Annotated in this window: 15 protein-coding genes; 10 read left to right on the top strand and 5 right to left on the bottom strand. The window is 70.1% G+C overall.

What is annotated here, in order from left to right:
• Positions 1-14 precede the first annotated feature (14 nt).
• Both ACZ5PB_RS32645 and ACZ5PB_RS32640 read left to right on the top strand, forming a co-directional pair.
• On the top strand, positions 15-1,250 hold the full coding sequence (locus ACZ5PB_RS32645; RefSeq protein ID WP_468696198.1) for a sensor histidine kinase: 1,236 nt from the start codon (positions 15-17) through the stop codon (positions 1,248-1,250).
• A gap of 13 nt (positions 1,251-1,263) precedes the next feature.
• Positions 1,264-1,920 (top strand): response regulator, encoded by a 657-nt coding sequence (locus ACZ5PB_RS32640; protein ID WP_468696197.1) that lies wholly within the window; start codon positions 1,264-1,266, stop codon positions 1,918-1,920.
• A gap of 12 nt (positions 1,921-1,932) precedes the next feature.
• Here the strand turns inward: ACZ5PB_RS32640 and glgX are convergent, their stop codons facing one another.
• Positions 1,933-4,320 carry a glycogen debranching protein GlgX gene (glgX, locus tag ACZ5PB_RS32635; protein WP_468696196.1) on the bottom strand — a complete coding sequence of 796 codons (2,388 nt, stop codon included), beginning with the start codon at positions 4,318-4,320 and terminating at the stop codon, positions 1,933-1,935.
• A 75-nt stretch (positions 4,321-4,395) separates the two neighbouring features.
• Here glgX and ACZ5PB_RS32630 point away from each other — a divergent pair, with 75 nt between their 5' ends.
• The 6 genes from ACZ5PB_RS32630 (at position 4,396) to ACZ5PB_RS32605 (ending at position 11,278) form a co-directional block, all read left to right on the top strand.
• Positions 4,396-5,661, top strand: a complete 1,266-nt coding sequence (locus tag ACZ5PB_RS32630) for a L,D-transpeptidase (protein ID WP_468696194.1) — start codon at positions 4,396-4,398, stop codon at positions 5,659-5,661.
• Positions 5,662-5,831: 170 nt separating this feature from the next.
• Positions 5,832-7,109 (top strand): L,D-transpeptidase, encoded by a 1,278-nt coding sequence (locus ACZ5PB_RS32625; protein WP_468696193.1) that lies wholly within the window; start codon positions 5,832-5,834, stop codon positions 7,107-7,109.
• Positions 7,110-7,214: 105 nt separating this feature from the next.
• Complete coding sequence (locus tag ACZ5PB_RS32620) at positions 7,215-7,982, top strand: enoyl-CoA hydratase/isomerase family protein (RefSeq protein ID WP_468696191.1); 768 nt, start codon at positions 7,215-7,217, stop codon at positions 7,980-7,982.
• Between the two features lie 272 nt (positions 7,983-8,254).
• A complete protein-coding gene (locus ACZ5PB_RS32615) occupies positions 8,255-8,764 on the top strand; it encodes an ATP-binding protein (protein ID WP_468696190.1) in 510 nt (169 codons plus the stop codon).
• Between the two features lie 433 nt (positions 8,765-9,197).
• Positions 9,198-10,022, top strand: a complete 825-nt coding sequence (locus ACZ5PB_RS32610) for a polysaccharide deacetylase family protein (RefSeq protein ID WP_468696189.1) — start codon at positions 9,198-9,200, stop codon at positions 10,020-10,022.
• Positions 10,019-11,278 (top strand): YncE family protein, encoded by a 1,260-nt coding sequence (locus ACZ5PB_RS32605; protein ID WP_468696188.1) that lies wholly within the window; start codon positions 10,019-10,021, stop codon positions 11,276-11,278. The genes ACZ5PB_RS32610 and ACZ5PB_RS32605 overlap by 4 nt, the downstream gene beginning before the upstream one ends.
• A gap of 592 nt (positions 11,279-11,870) precedes the next feature.
• Here the strand turns inward: ACZ5PB_RS32605 and ACZ5PB_RS32600 are convergent.
• Positions 11,871-12,536: a GNAT family N-acetyltransferase gene (locus ACZ5PB_RS32600; RefSeq protein ID WP_468696384.1), complete on the bottom strand. Its 666-nt coding sequence runs from the start codon at positions 12,534-12,536 to the stop codon at positions 11,871-11,873.
• Positions 12,537-12,678: 142 nt separating this feature from the next.
• On the opposite strand from ACZ5PB_RS32600, the gene ACZ5PB_RS32595 reads away from it, so the two are divergent.
• Together ACZ5PB_RS32595 and ACZ5PB_RS32590 are read left to right on the top strand one after the other, a co-directional pair.
• Positions 12,679-14,214, top strand: a complete 1,536-nt coding sequence (locus tag ACZ5PB_RS32595; RefSeq protein WP_468696186.1) for a right-handed parallel beta-helix repeat-containing protein — start codon at positions 12,679-12,681, stop codon at positions 14,212-14,214.
• Positions 14,215-14,287: 73 nt separating this feature from the next.
• On the top strand, positions 14,288-14,500 hold the full coding sequence (locus ACZ5PB_RS32590) for an EF-hand domain-containing protein (protein WP_468696383.1): 213 nt from the start codon (positions 14,288-14,290) through the stop codon (positions 14,498-14,500).
• An 89-nt stretch (positions 14,501-14,589) separates the two neighbouring features.
• Here the strand turns inward: ACZ5PB_RS32590 and ACZ5PB_RS32585 are convergent, their stop codons facing one another.
• The 3 genes from ACZ5PB_RS32585 to ACZ5PB_RS32575 form a co-directional block, all read right to left on the bottom strand.
• Positions 14,590-15,144 (bottom strand): PadR family transcriptional regulator, encoded by a 555-nt coding sequence (locus ACZ5PB_RS32585; protein WP_468696185.1) that lies wholly within the window; start codon positions 15,142-15,144, stop codon positions 14,590-14,592.
• A 91-nt stretch (positions 15,145-15,235) separates the two neighbouring features.
• Positions 15,236-17,278, bottom strand: a complete 2,043-nt coding sequence (locus ACZ5PB_RS32580; RefSeq protein WP_468696184.1) for an oxidoreductase — start codon at positions 17,276-17,278, stop codon at positions 15,236-15,238.
• Between the two features lie 336 nt (positions 17,279-17,614).
• The coding region (locus tag ACZ5PB_RS32575) for a hypothetical protein (RefSeq protein ID WP_468696183.1) at positions 17,615-17,909 on the bottom strand (295 nt) is incomplete at its 5' end.

Here is a 17,909-nt window from a genome sequence, read left to right as displayed (position 1 = left end):
TGGGGGTGCGGGACGTGGACGTCGAGGACGACCTGTGGGGGAAGTTCGTCCACTGGGGGCCGTACGCGCTCCTCACGCTGGCCACCGTGATCGCGGCCTTCACCGTGGGCGAACTGGAGATGACCCCCGGCGAGGTCTACGCCGTCCCGCCCCTGCTCGTGACCGTCCTCGCCCTGCACGTCTGGGCCGGGCGCACCGGACTGGGCATGCCGAGCCCAGGATCCAGGACCGGCGAGGTGAGTTACTCGGCCGGCGGCGCCGTCTACTACGGCGTGCGCACCCTGCTCGCCTTCGCCCTGACCTGGCTCAACCCCTTCTACTCGATCTACGCGGTGCTCGGCTACTTCGACGCCGGGCACCTGCTGCGCGGCCGGTGGTGCCGGGCCGGACTGCTGGCCACCGCGGTGACGATGGCGTGGTCGCAGTCCGGCGGGGTGTGGGGGCTGTTCGCCGCCCTGTTCGTCCTGCACGCCGCGCTCACCATGGTCTTCGAGCACCTCGGCCGCAAGGCCGACAACGACCGCCTGACCAAGGCCACCACCATCCTCGCCCTGGAGGACGCCAACTCCCGCCTGGAGAAGGCCCTTTCGGAGAACGTCGGCCTGCACGAGCAACTCCTCGTCCAGGCACGCGAAGCGGGCGTCACCGCCGAACGCACCCGCCTCGCCGCCGAGATCCACGACACCATCGCCCAGGCCCTGACCGGCATCGTCACCCAGCTCCAGGCCGCCACCGACAGCCCGGACCCCGGCACGGCCGCCGCCCACATCGACCGCGCGACCTCCCTCGCCCGTACCGGACTGAGCGAGGCCCGCCGCTCGGTGCGCGACCTGAGCCCCACCGCACTGGAACACGACGACCTCCCCGAAGCGCTGAAGAAGGCGGTCGCGGACTGGTCCAGGACCACCTCCACCCGGGCCGAGTTCACCGTCACCGGAGCCGTCGCCCCCCTCCACGACGAGATCCAGGCCACCCTGCTGCGGATCGCCCAGGAAGCCCTCACCAACACCGCCAAGCACGCCCGCGCCAGCAGGGTCGGCGTCACCCTCTCCTACATGGGCGACGAGATCACCCTCGACGTACGCGACGACGGCCGGGGCTTCGACCCCGGGGCCGAGGCCGGACTCGGCTTCGGGCTCGCCGGAATGCGGACGCGGGCCGAACGGCTTGCGGGCACGGTCGACACGGAGTCCGAGCCCGGCTTCGGTACGGCGATATCCGCTCGCGTACCCCTGGTCGACCATGCGTGAGAATGAGCGAACCATGTCTGAGAAGCCCGCTTCCCCCATCACCCTCCTCCTCGTCGACGACCACCCGGTGGTCCGCGACGGCCTGCGCGGCATGTTCGCCGCCGCCGAAGGATTCGAGGTGCTCGGCGAGGCCGCCGACGGCCCCGCCGGAGTCGAACTGACCGCCCGGCTCGACCCGGACGTCGTCCTGATGGACCTGCGGATGCCCGGCGGCGGGGGAGTGGCCGCCATCACCGAGCTCACCCGCCGCGGCCTGCGCGCCAAGGTGCTCGTCCTCACCACGTACGACACCGACTCCGACACCCTCCCCGCGATCGAGGCGGGCGCCACCGGCTACCTCCTCAAGGACGCCCCGCGCGACGAACTCTTCACCGCCGTACGGGCCGCCGCCGAGGGCCGCACCGTCCTGTCCCCGGCGGTCGCCACCCGCCTGGTCACCCAGGTACGCAGCCCCCGCCCGGCGACGGCGACCGAGACGGCCCTCTCCGCCCGCGAGCACGAGGTCCTCACCCTGGTCGCCAAGGGCACCTCGAACCGCGAGATCGCCCGCACCCTCTTCATCAGCGAAGCCACGGTGAAGACCCACCTCACCCACCTCTACGCGAAGCTGGCCGTCAACGACCGCGCGGCGGCGGTGGCCACCGGATACCAACGGGGCATCCTCGGCTGACAGTCCGCTCGTCTACACCCGCTCCTCCTCCTGACCCGCGACGGCCTGCCCCGCGACGGCCTGCCCCGGCGCAGCGGCGACCACCCGCAACAGCAGCACCGCCCGCCCCGGCACCACCACCGTCTCCCCGCCCTCGTACACCCGCTCCGGCCCCTCGCCCTGTTCCTCCAGCGAGGTGTCCACGACGCAGGTGTACGAGGACGCCCACGGCTCCCCGGGCAGCGTGAAGTCCGCAGGGTCGCCGTCCGCGTGCAGGATCGCCAGGAAGCTCTCGTCGACCACCTGTTCGCCGCGCGCGTCCCGGCCGGGGATGTCCAGCCCGGACAGGTACATGCCCAGCGTCGCCGCGGGCGCGTACCAGTCCTCCTGCTTCATCTCCTCGCCGCGCGCCGTGAACCACGCCAAGTCCCGCAGCCCGTCGGCCTGTTGGGCCCGTCCCGAGAAGAAGGCCCGGCGCCGCAGCACCGGGTGTGCGTGCCGCAGCGCCAGCAGCCGGGACGTCAGCGCGAAGAGCGAACGCCACTCGGGCTGCTCAAGCAGCGACCAGTCCACCCAGCTGATCTCGTTGTCCTGGCAGTACGCGTTGTTGTTGCCGCCCTGGGTGCGGCCCATCTCGTCGCCCGCCACCAGCATCGGCACCCCGGTCGACAACAGCAGCGTGGTCACCAGGTTCCGCAACTGCCGCCGCCGCAGCGCCAGGATCCCGGCGTCCTCGCTCTCACCCTCCGCCCCGCCGTTCCACGACCGGTTGTCGTTGGTGCCGTCCCGGTTGTCCTCGCCGTTGGCCGCGTTGTGCTTCTGCTCGTAACTGACCAGGTCCCGCAGCGTGAAACCGTCGTGCGCCGTCACGAAGTTGACCGACGCGTACGGCCGGCGCCCGCCCCACGCATAGAGGTCGCTCGACCCGGAGAGCCGGTAGCCCAGGTCCCGTACGTCCGGCAGCGCACCCCGCCAGAAGTCCCGTACCGCATCCCTGTAACGGTCGTTCCATTCGGTCCACAGCGGCGGGAAGGCCCCCACCTGGTACCCGCCGTTGCCCACGTCCCACGGCTCCGCGATCAGCTTGCAGCGCCGCAGCACCGGGTCCTGCCCGATCACCGCCAGGAACGGCGACAGCATGTCCACGTCGTGCATCGACCGCGCCAGCGCCGCCGCCAGGTCGAAGCGGAAGCCGTCCACCCCCATCTCGTTGACCCAGTACCGCAGCGAGTCCGTGATCAGCCTCAGTACGTGCGGCTGTACGACGTGGAGGGTGTTGCCGCAGCCCGTGTAGTCGGCGTAGCGCCGGGCGTCGTCCTGGAGGCGGTAGTAGCCCCGGTTGTCGATACCGCGCATCGACAGCATCGGGCCCAGCTCGCCCGCCTCCGCCGTGTGGTTGTAGACCACGTCGAGGATGACCTCGATGCCCGCCTCGTGCAGCGCCCGCACCATCCGCTTGAACTCGCCGACCTGCTGGCCCGCCGTACCGCTCGCCGCGTAGCCCGCGTGCGGAGCGAAGTAGCCGATGGAGTTGTAGCCCCAGTAGTTCTTCAGACCCCGGCGCAGGAGGTGGTCCTCGTGCGCGAACTGGTGCACCGGCAGGAGCTCGACCGCCGTCACCCCCAGCCGCACCAGGTGCTCGACCGCCGCCGGGTGCGCAAGACCCGCGTACGTACCGCGCAGTTCCTCGGGGATCCGCGGGTGGCGCATCGTGAAGCCCCGTACGTGCAGCTCGTAGATGACCGAGTCCGCCCACGGCGTCTTGGGCCGCCGGTCGTCCGCCCAGTCGTCGTCGTCATGGACCACGACGCCCTTGGGGACGTACGGCGCCGAGTCCCGGTCGTCGCGTACGGTGTCGGCCACCTGCTGCTGCGGCCAGTCCCTGACATGCCCGTACACCTGCGGCGGCAGCGTGCTGTAGTCATTCCCCCTGGCCCCGTCCACCGCCCGCGCATACGGATCGAGCAGCAGCTTCGCCGGATTCCAGCGGGCGCCCGTCCACGGGTCCCACCGGCCGTGCACCCTAAACCCGTACCGCTGTCCGGGGTGGACACCCGGCACGAAGCCGTGCCACACCTCGTGCGTCAGTTCGGCGAGCGGGCACCGGACCTCCCCGCCGCCCTCGTCGAACAGACACAGCTCGACGGCCTCCGCACCCCCCGCCCACAGCGCGAAGTTGGTGCCCGCCACCCCGTCGGGGCCGACCCGGAAACGGGCCCCCAGGGGGTTGGGAGCCCCCGGCCACACGGGCGGCCGGGGGCTCCCACCTGGGTGTTTCCGATGGCCGTTGCCGACCGCGGCCCCCGTGGGGGACCCGGCGGGCACCTCGGTCCCCGCTCCGGCTCCGGGGCCGGTCAGCGGCCCGTGGAGGGCCCTGCCCTCCCGTACCACCTGCAGTTTGTGCTCGGGTGCGCTCGACACCTTCTCGCCTCCCGCGGCTCGTCGGGACCGGCGAGTCGAGAGGCACAGCGGCGTCCCGGCCGCCAGGCTCTCCACATGAGGTCCTCCCTGCTGTTCTGCCCAGAGTGGCGCTCGCACTCACGTTTCCCTCGTCGCACGGCCCGAGCGGCGGCCCGCGCACTCCTGCGCACCGGGGCCGCCGCCGCCCTGGCCCTCGCCCTCACCGGCTGCGGAGCCGGCTCCTGGTTCGACAGCGAGCCGCCGACCCCCGAGGAGGCCATCGCCATCACCCCCGACGACCGCGCCAAGGACGTCGAGGCCGGCACCCGTATCGAAGTGAGCGCCCCGGACGCCACGTTGGAGCGGGTGAAGGTGCTGCGGGTGGAGGACGCCGAGCAGCAGGAGGTACGGGGACGGATCAGCGCGGACGGCACCAGCTGGCAGCCCGACACCAGCCGCCCCGACGGCAAACTGGTCCTCGCCGCCAAGTACCGCGTCCAGGCCGTCGCCGTCGACGAGGACGGCCGCCGCTACGCCCGCACCACCACCTTCACCACCCGCGTCCCCGAGAGCCGCTTCATCGGCTACTTCAAGCCGGAGAACCGCTCCACCGTCGGCACCGGAATGATCGTCTCCTTCTCCTTCAACCGCCCCATCGAGAACAGGGCGGCCGTCGAGCGCGCCATCCGCGTCACCTCAACTCCCGCCGTCCCCGTCGTCGGCCACTGGTTCGGCAAGGAACGCCTCGATTTCCGGCCGCGCACCTACTGGCAGCCCGGCACCCGCGTCACCACCGACATCGGCCTGCGCGACGTCCAGGGCGCCCCCGGCGCGTACGGCATCCAGCACAAGACGGTCACCTTCACCGTCGGCCGCCACCAGACCTCCGTGGTCGACGCCGACCGCCACACCATGACCGTCACCCGCGACGGCGAGGTCCTCTCCGAGGTGCCGATCAGCGCGGGCTCGCCCAAGAACCCCACGTACAACGGGAAGATGGTGGTCAGCGAAATGCACGACGTGACCCGGATGAACGGCCGCACCGTCGGCTTCGGCGGCGAGTACGACATCACGGACGTCCCGCACGCCATCCGCCTCACCTCCTCCGGCACCTTCCTGCACGGCAACTACTGGGCCGGCAGCGTCTTCGGCTCCAGCAACACCAGCCACGGCTGCATCGGCCTGCGCGATGTGAAGGGCGGCAGCGGGGACACCCCCGCGGGCTGGTTCTTCGACCGCACCCTGGTCGGAGATGTCGTGGAAGTGGTGAATTCGACTGACCGAAAGGTCGCTCCCGACAACGGCCTCGGCGGTTGGAACATGGGATGGGAACAGTGGACGGCAGGCTCTGCCCTGCGCTGAGCACGCGTCACCTCCGCGGCCACCCCCGCACCCGCTCCCACTTGGAACGGAACGGTGACATACCAGGGGAGTTCCCGGCGCGCCCGATGTGATTGTCTAACGCAGTGCGCGGTAGCTGCGTATGGGGGTGCGGGCCTGGTCAGGGCCGTGCGCGAGGGGAGAATTCCACATTGAACAGGCAGCCGATATCGGTCCGTCAGGGGTCCGCGGGACCGTCCGAGCCCGCCGCGAACCGGCCGGTCGCACGGCGGCGCGGCGGCCGGACGCTGCTCGCGGTGGTGCTGGGCGCACTGCTGCTCCTGGTCACCGCCTGCGGTGGCTCGGACAACACGGGCAAGACCGACAAGCAGAAGCCGGGTGACGCGGGCAAGGCCGACACCAAGGCCTCCCAGGCCGTCGTCACCGTGGCACCCAAGAACGGTGCCAAGGACGTCGCCACCAGCGGCACCCTGAAGGTCACCGCGGACAAGGGCAAGCTGACCGAGGTCAAGGTCACCGACTCCAAGGGCAACGAGGTGGCCGGCAAGACCGCCGCCGACGGCGCCTCCTGGGAGCCGACCCACCACCTCGCCGCCAGTACGACGTACAAGGTGCACGCCCTCGCGAAGGACCCCGAGGGCCGTGCGTCCGCACAGGACACCACCTTCACCACGCTCGTCCCCAAGAACACCTTCATCGGCGAGTTCCGCCCCGAGGACGGCACCAAGGTCGGCGTCGGCATGCCGGTGTCCTTCCGCTTCACCCGCGGCATCACCAACCCGGACGCCGTCAAGAACGCGATCAAGGTGACGGCCGAGCCCAGCGTCCCCGTCGAGGGCCACTGGTTCGGCAACGACCGCCTCGACTTCCGCCCCGAGAAGTACTGGGCGGCCGGCACCAAGGTCACCGTCAAGATGAACCTGGACGGCGTCGAGGGCCGCCCCGGCGTCTACGGCAAGCAGAACCGGACCGTCACCTTCACCATCGGCCGCAGCCAGGTCTCCACCGTCGACGCCAAGAGCAAGACGATGAAGGTCGTCCGCGACGGCAAGACCATCCGGACCATCCCGATCACCGCGGGCGCCCCGTCCACGACGACGTACAACGGCCAGATGGTCATCACCGAGAAGCTCCAGGTGACCCGGATGAACGGCGCCACCGTCGGCTTCGGCGGCGAGTACGACATCAAGGACGTGCCGCACGCGATGCGCCTGTCCAACTCGGGCACCTTCATCCACGGCAACTACTGGGCCTCGTCGGGCACCTTCGGCTCCGCCAACGTCAGCCACGGCTGCGTCGGTCTGCGCGACCAGCGCGGCGCGGGCGACCCGGGCACCCCGGCCGCCTGGTTCTTCAACAACTCGCTGATCGGCGACGTCGTCACCGTGAAGAACTCCCACGACAAGCAGATCGCCCCGGACAACGGCCTGAACGGCTGGAACATGCCGTGGTCGGAGTGGACCAAGTAACCCTGTCCTCCTGAGCTGTACGTGCGGATGTACGTGTACGGGCCCGGCGCACTGTGACCAAGTGCACCGGGCCCGTTCCCGTGAGCGCCCGTTAACCTCGCTCGTATGACCGCAACCCTCGAAGTCTCCAACGGCGTCGGCACGATCCGCCTCGAACGCCCCCCGATGAACGCCCTCGACGTGGCCCTCCAGGACACGCTGCGCGAGCTCGCCGAGGAGGCGACCCGCCGCGACGACGTACGGGCCGTCATCCTCTACGGCGGCGAGAAGGTGTTCGCCGCCGGTGCGGACATCAAGGAAATGCAGCACATGGACCACGCGGCGATGGTGCTCCGCTCCCGCGGCCTCCAGGAGGCGTTCACCGCCATCGCCCGCATCCCCAAGCCCGTCGTCGCCGCGATCACCGGCTACGCGCTGGGCGGCGGCTGCGAGTTGGCGCTCTGCGCGGACTTCCGCATCGCCGCCGACAACGCCAAGCTGGGCCAGCCCGAGATCCTGCTCGGCCTGATCCCCGGCGCGGGCGGCACCCAGCGCCTCGCCCGCCTCATCGGCCCCTCCAAGGCCAAGGACCTCATCTTCACCGGCCGTATGGTCAAGGCGGACGAGGCCCTGACCCTCGGACTGGTCGACCGCCTGGCCCCCGCCGCAGAGGTGTACGAGCAGGCCCAGGCCTGGGCCGCGAAGCTGGCACAGGGCCCGGCACTGGCGCTGCGCGCGGCCAAGGAGGCCATCGACACGGGCCTGCAGACGGACCTGGAGACCGGCCTCGCCCTCGAACGCACCTGGTTCGCGGGCCTGTTCGCCACCGAGGACCGCGAGCGCGGCATGCGCAGCTTCGTGGAGGAAGGCCCGGGCAAGGCCAAGTTCCTCTGACGGATCATCAATTGACGCTGGGTCAACGCATGGCCCGGGGTGACGCGTACGGGCGAGCGGGCCGCCCGATCCTTAAAGCAGGATTAAGGCGCCCGCGCGCGGCACTCCGGGTGATCACCCACGCGCAGCGGGTAATCGCAGGTGAAGCGGGGCGTCACCCCTCGTCTTTGCTCCAGTCATATGCCGGAAGCCGTGCGGACCGGGGGTCGCTCAGGGTGATTGATTCCCCGGGAACGGCCCCGGACCGCTCCGGCTGCCGCCATGATGGGGGCATGGCGGGGCTGGAAGGTGTGGAGGAACCGCGGCAGCAGGTGCAGGCGACCGCTGCGCGCCGGTTGCCGGCCGTCGACGACGAACAGGCTCTGGCGGCGCTGGAGCTGTTCGGGAACCCGACGGAGGGCGAGGTACGGCTGCCGTCGCGGCCGGAATCGGCGGGACACGCGCGCCGTCTGACCCAGTGCGTGGTGCTGCGCCAGTGGGGCCTGTCCCCGCAGCTCACGGAGTACGCGGTCCTGCTCGTCTCCGAACTGGTGGGCAACGCGGTCCGGCACACCGGAGCCCGGGTCTTCGGCCTGCGCATGCTGCGCCGCCGGGGCTGGATCCGCATCGAGGTGCGCGACCCGTCGCGCGGACTGCCGTGCCTGATGCCCGTACACGAAATGGACGTGAGCGGCCGGGGCCTCTTCCTGGTGGACAAGCTGTCCGACCGGTGGGGCGTGGACCTGCTGCCGCGCGGAAAGACGACGTGGTTCGAAATGCGGGTGGTGGACCGCGAGCGCTGAGGCCCGCGAAAACGCCAGAAGCCCCCAGGCGCCGGGGTGAGGCGCGCAACGGGGGCTTCCGAGGGGGCCGTGGGGCGGAAGGGGTGTGCTCCACGACCTGGTTGACGAACTCGCTCGGGTCAATGAGGTTCGTGTCTCCGACTATGGCAGACAGGTGGCTTCAAGCCAAAAGTCCCCACTCGGACATAGACCCCCAAACCACCACACTTAAGATCTGAATCGTTGGTGAGGTGAGCCACTCACCTGGCTTTCCCTGCATAACAATGCGAATCCATGCGTGATTCCTTGATCCACAAGTCCACCCCTCTCTCCCACCATCTCCCCCACGAAACGCCCCCATAAGCCCCAATCGTAAAATTCTGGTCTTTTCACATTTACGGTGCTCACCCGAGGCGACCCCGCCCCGACGACCGACCCCACCCCACCGGGAGAGGTGAGCCCCATCGCTCCACCACCCCACCGCCGCACCGCCCTGCGCACCGGAGCCTGGCTCGCCCTCACGGCCACCGCGGCATGCACGTCCCGCACCGACGAACCCGCGCCCCGGTCCTCGGCCACCGCCCCGGCCACCGCGCCGGGCGGAGCCGAGGCCGGAGCCGGCGTCGCCGCCCGGAAACCACCTGTCACGGCCCCCGCCCCCCGCCGCTTCCCGGGCCACCCCGCCCAGATCGAACACGGCCCGCGCGACCGCCCGCAGGTCGCCCTCACGTTCCACGGCCAGGGCGACCCGGCGACCGCCCGCGCCGTACTGGCCGAGGCGGAACGGGCCGGGGCGCACGTCACGGTCCTCGCCGTCGGCAGTTGGCTCGACGAACACCCGGCCATGGCCCGCCGCATCCTCGACGGCGGCCACGACCTCGGCAACCACACCCAGCGCCACCTCACCGTGTCCGAGATGCCGGAGGCGCAGGCGTACCGCGAGATCACCGCCTGCGCACAACGCCTGCGCCGCCTCACCGGCTCGATCGGCACCTGGTTCCGCCCGTCCCGTACGCAGTACGCGACCCCCCTGGTCCAACGCCTCGCCCACAGGGCCGGCTACCCCCACGTCCTCTCGTACGACGTGGACTCCCTCGACTTCACCTCGCCCGGCGCGACGGCCGTCACCCGCAAGGTCGCCGGAGAGATCCGCAACGGATCCGTGGTGAGCCTGCACTTCGGGTACGCGGACACGGTCGCCGCGCTGCCCGCCCTCCTCGACGACCTCCACCGCCGCGGACTGCGCGCGGTGACCACCACGGAGCTGCTGACGCCATGACCCCGCCGCCCCTCACCGCGACCACTACTCCGCCCGCCCCCGCCGCCCGCACGGGCACCCGCACGGGTACTCGCACTCGCACTCGCGCCCGCGTTCTCTGCGCCACCGGCCTCCTGATCTCGACGCTCGCGGGCTGCGGCGCGGACCCCTCCGACAGGGGCGCCGTCGAGGCGCTCGGGAGCAAGGCCGCGGCCCCGCCCGCCCACGTCAAAAAGGCGGCCCCGGCAGGCCTGCCCGGCATGCCGCCGGTCCTGAACCCGAACGACATCTACGCGGCCAACCGCCCGGACAACATCGCCGCGGTCGCCCGCAAGTACCCGGCCCGCGTCTACGTCCCCAACACGAACTCCAACACCGTCTCGGTGATCGACCCGGCCACGTACAAGGTCATCGAGACGATCCCGGTCGGCATCCAGCCCCAGCACGTCGTCCCCTCCTGGGACCTCAAGACGCTCTGGGTCAACAACAACCGGGGCCACACCCTCACACCGATCAACCCCGCGAACGGCCGCGCGGGCAAGCCGGTCGAGGTCCACGACCCGTACAACCTCTACTTCACCCCGAACGGCAAGCACGCCGTGGTGATGGCCTCCATGGACCGCGAACTCGTGTTCCGCGACCCGCACACCATGAACCGCGTGAAGACCGTCCCCGTCACCTGCGCGGGCGTGAACCACGCGGACTTCTCCGCCGACGGCCGGTACTTCGTGGTCTCCTGCGAGTTCTCCGGCGAACTCCTCAAGGTCGACACGGAGAAGATGAAGGTCGTCGGCCAGCAGAAACTCCCCTTCGAGGGGGCGATGCCGCAGGACGTGAAGATCTCCCCGGACGGCAAGACGTTCTACATCGCGGACATGATGGCGCACGGAATGTGGGTCCTGGACGGCGAAAAGTTCACCACCCCGAAACTCCTCCCCACGGGCAAGGGCTGCCACGGCCTCTACATCTCCCGCGACTCCAAGGAGATGTACGTGCCCAACCGGGGCGAGGGCTCGATCTCGGTCTTCGACTTCGCGAAGAACAAACTGACGAAGAAGTGGCACCTCCCGGACGGCGGCAGCCCTGACATGGGCGGAGTCTCGGCGGACGGCAAGGTCTTGTGGCTGGCCGGCCGCTACGACTCCGAGGTCTACGCCATCGACACGCGCTCGGGCCGCCAACTGGCCCGAATCCCCGTGGGCGACGGCCCCCACGGCCTGGCCGTCTACCCCCAACCGGGCCGCTACTCCCTGGGCCACACAGGAATCTTCCGCTGACCCACCACCCCGGTTCCCACGCGGGGCTGTGCCGATTTGCGGCTCCGCCGCGCGGGCGCGAGCAACCACCGCCCCGCACCTCCGAACCCCCGGCTCGGCCGGAGATAGCCGGGGGCGCGGGGCTGTGCCGATTTGCGGCTCCGCCGCGCGGGCGCGAGCAACCACACACCGCCCCGCACCTCCGAACCCCCGGCTCGGCCGGAGATAGCCGGGGGCGCGGGGCTGTGCTGATTTGCGGCTCCGCCGCGCGGGCGCGAGCAACCACACACCGCCCCGCACCTCCAAACCCCTGGCTCGGCCGGAGATAGCTGGGGGCGCGGGGAACTGCGCGAGTAACCCACCACCGGCCCGCAGGTTCGAACCCCTGGCCCCGCGGAGCGGTTTAGGTGAAGGGGTGGGGAGGGGCATCGCCCGCCGCAGGCGCGACACCGCACAACGCTCCCAGCGCCACGCGGCGGCAGCGGCAAATCCAGCACAGCGGGAAGGGGCGGGGCGCCCCCCGGCCCGCCGCAGGCGCGAATCCTCCCGACGCCCGAGGCCGCAGGCCACCAGCCCGCCAGGGGAGTGGCCCACCCCCTCGGGCCCGCCCCCCCTACCCCACCACCATCAAAACCTCCGCCCCCACCGCCCGATACCCCGCCGCCTGAAAAGTCCGCACACTCCGCGCATTCCCCGGCGGCTGCTGAGCCCACACCACCCCACCCCCCGGCACCAAACACCTGGCCGCGACCGCCAGTTCCCGCCCGACGCCCCGACCCCGTACCCCCTCATCGACCTCGATCGCCGCCTCCCACCGCCCGGCAACCCCCCGCCCCAACACCAGCACGCCCCCGAGCGGCGACCGCCACACCCGTACACCGTCCCGGAACTTCCTCGCCCGGGCCACCCGCGGATGCGAAGGATCGTCGATCTCCTCCAGCTCCAGCGCAGGATCCGGACCCCCGGGCAACGCCTCCGCGACCGTCAACAGATCAATGGTGTCGGTCATACGCCGCCCGGCCCGCTCCGCCAGCGCGACGAGGAACATCGGATTCATCGACGCCGCCAACGGATCACACGGCGTCGCCGCCAACGCCGTACGCACCCACTCCGGATCCTCGTCCGTGAAGATCACCGAATGGGCGGTGAAGGACAACACCCCGGCCACCCGTGCCCCAGGCTGCGGAACAACCGTCACACCCCCGTCGGCCGGCGGAAAAACCCCACGCGCCGCCGAATCCAGAAACCCCGCAAGGGTCCCAACCCCGCCACCACTCACATCCACCACTCCACTCGCATCCACCACTTCACTCACTCCATCCGCTCCACCAAAGCCACTCACTCCACCCACCTCTGGAGATCCAAGCACCGCCCTTGTTTGTCCATGGCGCCACCCCACGCCCCACCCCTACCGTCCGGCCATGTCAAACACCCCGCCCCCCAAAGCAACCGCCCCCACCCGCACCCACTCACTCCCCCTGGCAGCCACCACCCTCCTCCTCACCGCCCCCACCACCCACGCGACCCCCCACCAATCCCCCACCACCCACTACCTCGACTGCACCGCCGGCAACGACAACGCCAACGGCACCACCACCCGCACCCCCTGGCGCACCCTCGCCAAGGCCTCCACCGCCTACCGCCCCGGCGACCGCCTCCTCCTCAAGCGCGGCACCACCTGCACCGGCACCCTCGCCCCCACCGGCAACGGCACCCCCACCACCCCCATCCGCCTCGACGCCTACGGAACCGGCGCCAAGCCGCACATCGAAGGCGCGGGCGCCCGCGCAGCGGTGCTCCTCCGCAACTCCCAGGGCTGGGAGATCCGCAACCTCGACATCTCCAACACCGGCCCCGCCACCACCACGGACCGCAGAGCCGGACTCCTGGTGCTCCTCACCGACTTCGGCGTCGGCCGCCACTACGTCGTGGACGGCGTCGACGTGCACGACGTCAACGGCTCCGACCACAAGGACCCCGACCCCAGCGGCGGCATCCTCTTCGTCGTCCAGGGCGACAGGACCCCCACCCGCTTCGACGGCATCCGCATCGAGGACTCCACCGTCCGCAAGGTCGACCGCACCGGCATCGGCACGATGTCCACCTGGGGCCGCCGCGCCGCCCACCCCGACGGCCCCGGCACCTCCTTCGAACTGATCACCCACACCCGTATCCAGCGCAACGACGTACGCGACACCGGCGGCGACGCCATCGTCACCCACAACGCCGACGGCGCCCGCGTCGAGCACAACTACGTCAACGGCTTCAACATGCGCTCCGCCGGCTACAACGCGGGCGTCTGGTCCTGGAACTCCGACAACGTCCTCACCCAGTACAACGAGGTGACCGGCGGCCACGGCACCCGCGACTCAGAGGCCTTCGACATCGACGGCGGCAACACCAACAACACGTTCCAGTACAACTACAGCCACGACAACGAGGGCGGCTTCCTCCTCGTCTGCAACGGCGCCGGCATGACCAGCAAGGGCAACAAGGTCCGCCACAACATCAGCATCAACGACCGCAACACAGAAGCGCCCTACGGCGTCGTCGCCGTCGTCTGCGGCCCCACCACCGACACCCAGGTCTACAACAACACCATCGTCACCAACCAGCCCGGCACCCGCATGGTCAGCAACAACGGCCAGTCCGGCACGACCTTCCGTAACAACATCTTCGTCGGCGCCCCGACGGCCACCGGCTCGCCGACCGTGGACACCCTCTCCACCTACACCGGCAACCTCTACCTGAACACCACCCAGCCCAGGGACACCACCGCCCTCAACGCCAACCCCCTCTTCCGCACCGCATCCCCCCTCGCCCCCGCCGACGTACGCCTGAAGCCAGGCTCCCCGGCGTTCGGCGCGGGCACCGCGACCGCCGACGGCGTGACCCGCGACTACTTCGGCAACCGCATCCCCAACCCGCCCCACCTCGGCGCCTACCAGGGCCGCTAATCTGTCCGTCGCACAATCTCGACGGACTTGACTGCACCGAAAAAGGGCAAAAGGGGTGGACCACGTGGCGGACATCGACATCGAGTCGGCACGCACGGCATTCGCGAAGTTCGACAAGAACGGCGACGGCACGATCACGGCGGCCGAGTACAAGAGCCTGATGGCCGAGCTCGGCGACTTCACGGTCACCGAGACGGTCGCCCAGGCGATCATCAACGCCCACGACGGCGACAGCGACGGCCGCCTGGACTTCGACGAGTTCTGGGCCTCCCGCAACAAGGCCTGACAACGTCACAAAGACGAGAGGTCCCGTGAATCCCCAAGGAATCACGGGACCTTCGCACACCCCCGACAGCCCGGCCACGACCTGCCCAGCTACAGCCCCTCCAGCTCCCGTAGCTCGACCGCCGCCTCCTCCAACCACCCCACCCAGAACCGCTCCATGTCGATCCCGGCCCGCAGCACCAGATGCTGCAACCGCTCCTCCCGGCCACCCCGGCGCTCCTCGCCCAGGTGCCCGAAGTCCCGCTTCTCGATCTCCTGGTACGTCACCAACTGCGCGCGGTGCAGCCCCAGATGACGCTCCACCTCCGCCAGCAGCTCCCCGGTCCCGACCACGGCCGCCGCCCGCAGCCGCAGGGCGAAGGCATCCCGCAACGGCTTGGGATCCTCGGCCCGGCCCACCCACGCGCCCAGCTCCGCGCGTCCGTCGGCCAGCACCTCGTACTCCCGCTTCTGCCCCCGTGCAGGCACCTCCTGCGGCAACGCCCGGATGAACCCGGCGTGCTCCAGCTTCCCGAGCTCGCGGTAGATCTGCTGATGCGTCGCGGACCAGAAGTACCCGATGGAGACGTCGAACCGCCTGGTCAACTCCAGCCCGGAGGACGGCTTCTCCAACAGGGCGGTGAGAATCGCATGCGGCAATGACATGAACCCATCCTAGGTAGCACTGGCCAGCGACATCAGCGGCAACGGGCGCCGCAGGCAAGCAACCCACCCTGCCCCGGCCCCCGCCCCACCCTCAGATCTCCGCCCCCACCTCCACCCCCTGCCGAATGGCCCGCTTGGCATCCAGCTCCGCCGCCACGTCCGCCCCACCGATCAGCCGCACCGGCACACCGCCCCCGGCCACCAGCTCCTCGTACAGATCCCGCCGGGGCTCCTGCCCGGTGCACAGCACGACGGTGTCCACCTCCAGCACCCGCCGCTCGCCGCCCACCACCACATGCAGCCCGGCGTCATCAATGCGCTCGTACGTCACACCGGGGACCATCGTCACGCCCCGCTTGGCCAGCTCGGTGCGGTGGATCCACCCGGTGGTCTTGCCGAGCCCGGCGCCCACCTTGGTCTCCTTGCGCTGCAACAGGTGCACGGTCCGCGTCGTCTTCGTCCGCTCCGGCGCCCGCAGCCCGCCCCGGCCCTCGTACTCCACGTCCACACCCCACTGCCGGAAGAAGACCTCCGGGGACAGGGACGCCCCCTCGCCCTCGTCCGTCAGGAACTCCGCGACGTCGAAGCCGATGCCGCCGGCCCCGAGGATCGCCACCCGCTCACCGACCTTCGCCTCGCCGCGCAGCACCTCCAGGTAGCGGACGACGCTCGGGTGGTCGACGCCGTCGATCTCCGGCACGCGCGGCGTCACACCGGTGGCCACCACCACCTCGTCGTACGAGCCCTCCGTGAGCTCCTCGGCCGACACCGCGGCGCCGAGCCTGACCTCGACCCCGTACTCCTCAAGCCGGTTGCGGAAGTAGCGCAGCGTCTCGTTGAACTCCTCCTTGCCCGGCACCTGCCGCGCCACGTTCAGCTGCCCGCCCACCGCGTCGGCGGCGTCGAACAGCGTCACCGCATGCCCACGCTCGGCAGCCGTCACCGCACACGCGAGCCCGGCCGGACCCGCCCCCACCACGGCGACCCGCCTGCGCAGCCGGGTCGGCGACAGCACGAGCTCCGTCTCGTTGCAGGCCCGCGGATTCACCAGGCAGGACGTGATCTTCCCGCTGAAGGTGTGGTCCAGGCAGGCCTGGTTGCAGCCGATGCACGTATTGATCGACTCCGGCCGCCCGTCCCGCGCCTTCGCCACGAACTCCGGGTCCGCCAGGAACGGCCTCGCCATCGACACCAGATCCGCGAAGCCCCCCGCCAGCAGCTCCTCGGCCAGCTCGGGGGTGTTGATGCGGTTGGTCGTCACCAGCGGCACCCCGACCTCACCCATCACCCGCTTGGTCACCCACGCGTACGCCCCGCGCGGCACGGACGTCGCGATGGTCGGGATCCGCGCCTCGTGCCAGCCGATGCCGGTGTTGATGAGCGTCGCCCCGGCCGCCTCCACGGCCTTCGCCAGCTGGACGACCTCCTCCAGCGACGACCCGCCCGGCACCAGGTCCAGCATCGACAGCCGGTAGATCAGGATGAAGTCGGGCCCGACCCGCTCCCGCACCCGCCGCACGATCTCCAGCGGGAACCGCACCCTGTTCTCGTACGACCCGCCCCACCTGTCGTCCCTCTTATTGGTGTGCGCCGCGATGAACTCGTTGATCAGGTATCCCTCGGACCCCATGATCTCGACCCCGTCGTAACCGGCGTCCTTCGCCAGCCCGGCCGCCCGCACGAAGTCCTCTACGGTCCGCTCGACCTGCTCGTCGGTCAGCTCATTGGGTACGTAGGGACTGATCGGCGCCTGCAACGCACTTGGCGCGACGAGCTCCGGGTGGTACGCGTACCGCCCGAAGTGCAGGATCTGCATCGCGATCCGCCCACCCGCCTCGTGCACGGCATCGGTGACGACCCGGTGCCGCGCGGCCTCCTCGGCCGTCGTCAGCATCGCCCCGCCCGGATAGGGCCGCCCCGCCTCGTTGGGCGAGATCCCCCCGGTCACGATGAGCCCGACGCCACCACGCGCCCGCTCGGCATAGAAGGCCGCCATCCGCTCGAAGCCACGCTCGGCCTCCTCAAGCCCGATGTGCATGGACCCCATGACCACGCGATTGGGCAGCGTGACGGACCCCAGGTCCAGCGGGGCCAACAGGTGCGGGTACTGACTCGACGGGCTCGACTGGCTCATCCGACGCCTCCATGCGCTCACGCGACGACTCTTGTGCAACTAGTTGCATAATAGAGTCCGGACATACGCCCCGGCATGAGCGGTGGGTCACACCGGCCGGCAGGCAGGAGCGCACCAGGCAGGGTTTGACGCGGAGCCACTGCTTCCGTAAGGTTCTGCGGGTTGTCCTATGTGAGTACCGGTTCCGACCGGCCCGGGACGGCCATCCAGCAAAAACCATGATCAATGAGTCGACGTCTGTCGCGCCCATTAGTCATGCGCTTTTGCGAAATGAGGAATCCGCGTTCGAAAGAACGGACCCCGATTGGCATCGGGGCCCAGGAATCCGCTAATGTCTCACTCGTCGGAACGGCCCAACAGCCGCAAAGACAAACCCGAGTTCGACCGGGAATCAGGCCCGAAAGGATCTGATAGAGTCGGAATCGCCGGAAAGGGAAAACGCGAAAGCGAAGAACCTGGAAAGCACCGAGGAAATCGGCACTGGAAACAGTCTGATAGAGTCGGAACCGCAAGAACAAAAGAAACACCGAACGAAACGTCCGGAGGAAAGCCCGCGAGGGTGAGTACAAAGGAAGCGTCCGTTCCTTGAGAACTCAACAGCGTGCCAAAAGTCAACGCCAGATTGACAACC

The organism is Streptomyces sp. NPDC032721, from assembly GCF_055579625.1.
Note: the sequence above shows the minus strand (reverse complement) of the source record. Positions and strands in the feature narration are given on the sequence as shown.

Bases quoted from the DNA above. Each gene is read 5' to 3' on its own strand.
- ACZ5PB_RS32580 (WP_468696184.1), bottom strand. From the start codon at position 17,278: ATGAGCCAGTCGAGCCCGTCGAGTCAGTACCCGCACCTGTTGGCCCCG.
- ACZ5PB_RS32585 (WP_468696185.1), bottom strand. From the start codon at position 15,144: ATGTCATTGCCGCATGCGATTCTCACCGCCCTGTTGGAGAAGCCGTCC.
- ACZ5PB_RS32615 (WP_468696190.1), top strand. From the start codon at position 8,255: ATGGCGGGGCTGGAAGGTGTGGAGGAACCGCGGCAGCAGGTGCAGGCG.
- ACZ5PB_RS32620 (WP_468696191.1), top strand. From the start codon at position 7,215: ATGACCGCAACCCTCGAAGTCTCCAACGGCGTCGGCACGATCCGCCTC.
- ACZ5PB_RS32605 (WP_468696188.1), top strand. From the start codon at position 10,019: ATGACCCCGCCGCCCCTCACCGCGACCACTACTCCGCCCGCCCCCGCC.
- ACZ5PB_RS32640 (WP_468696197.1), top strand. From the start codon at position 1,264: ATGTCTGAGAAGCCCGCTTCCCCCATCACCCTCCTCCTCGTCGACGAC.
- ACZ5PB_RS32595 (WP_468696186.1), top strand. From the start codon at position 12,679: ATGTCAAACACCCCGCCCCCCAAAGCAACCGCCCCCACCCGCACCCAC.
- ACZ5PB_RS32630 (WP_468696194.1), top strand. From the start codon at position 4,396: ATGAGGTCCTCCCTGCTGTTCTGCCCAGAGTGGCGCTCGCACTCACGT.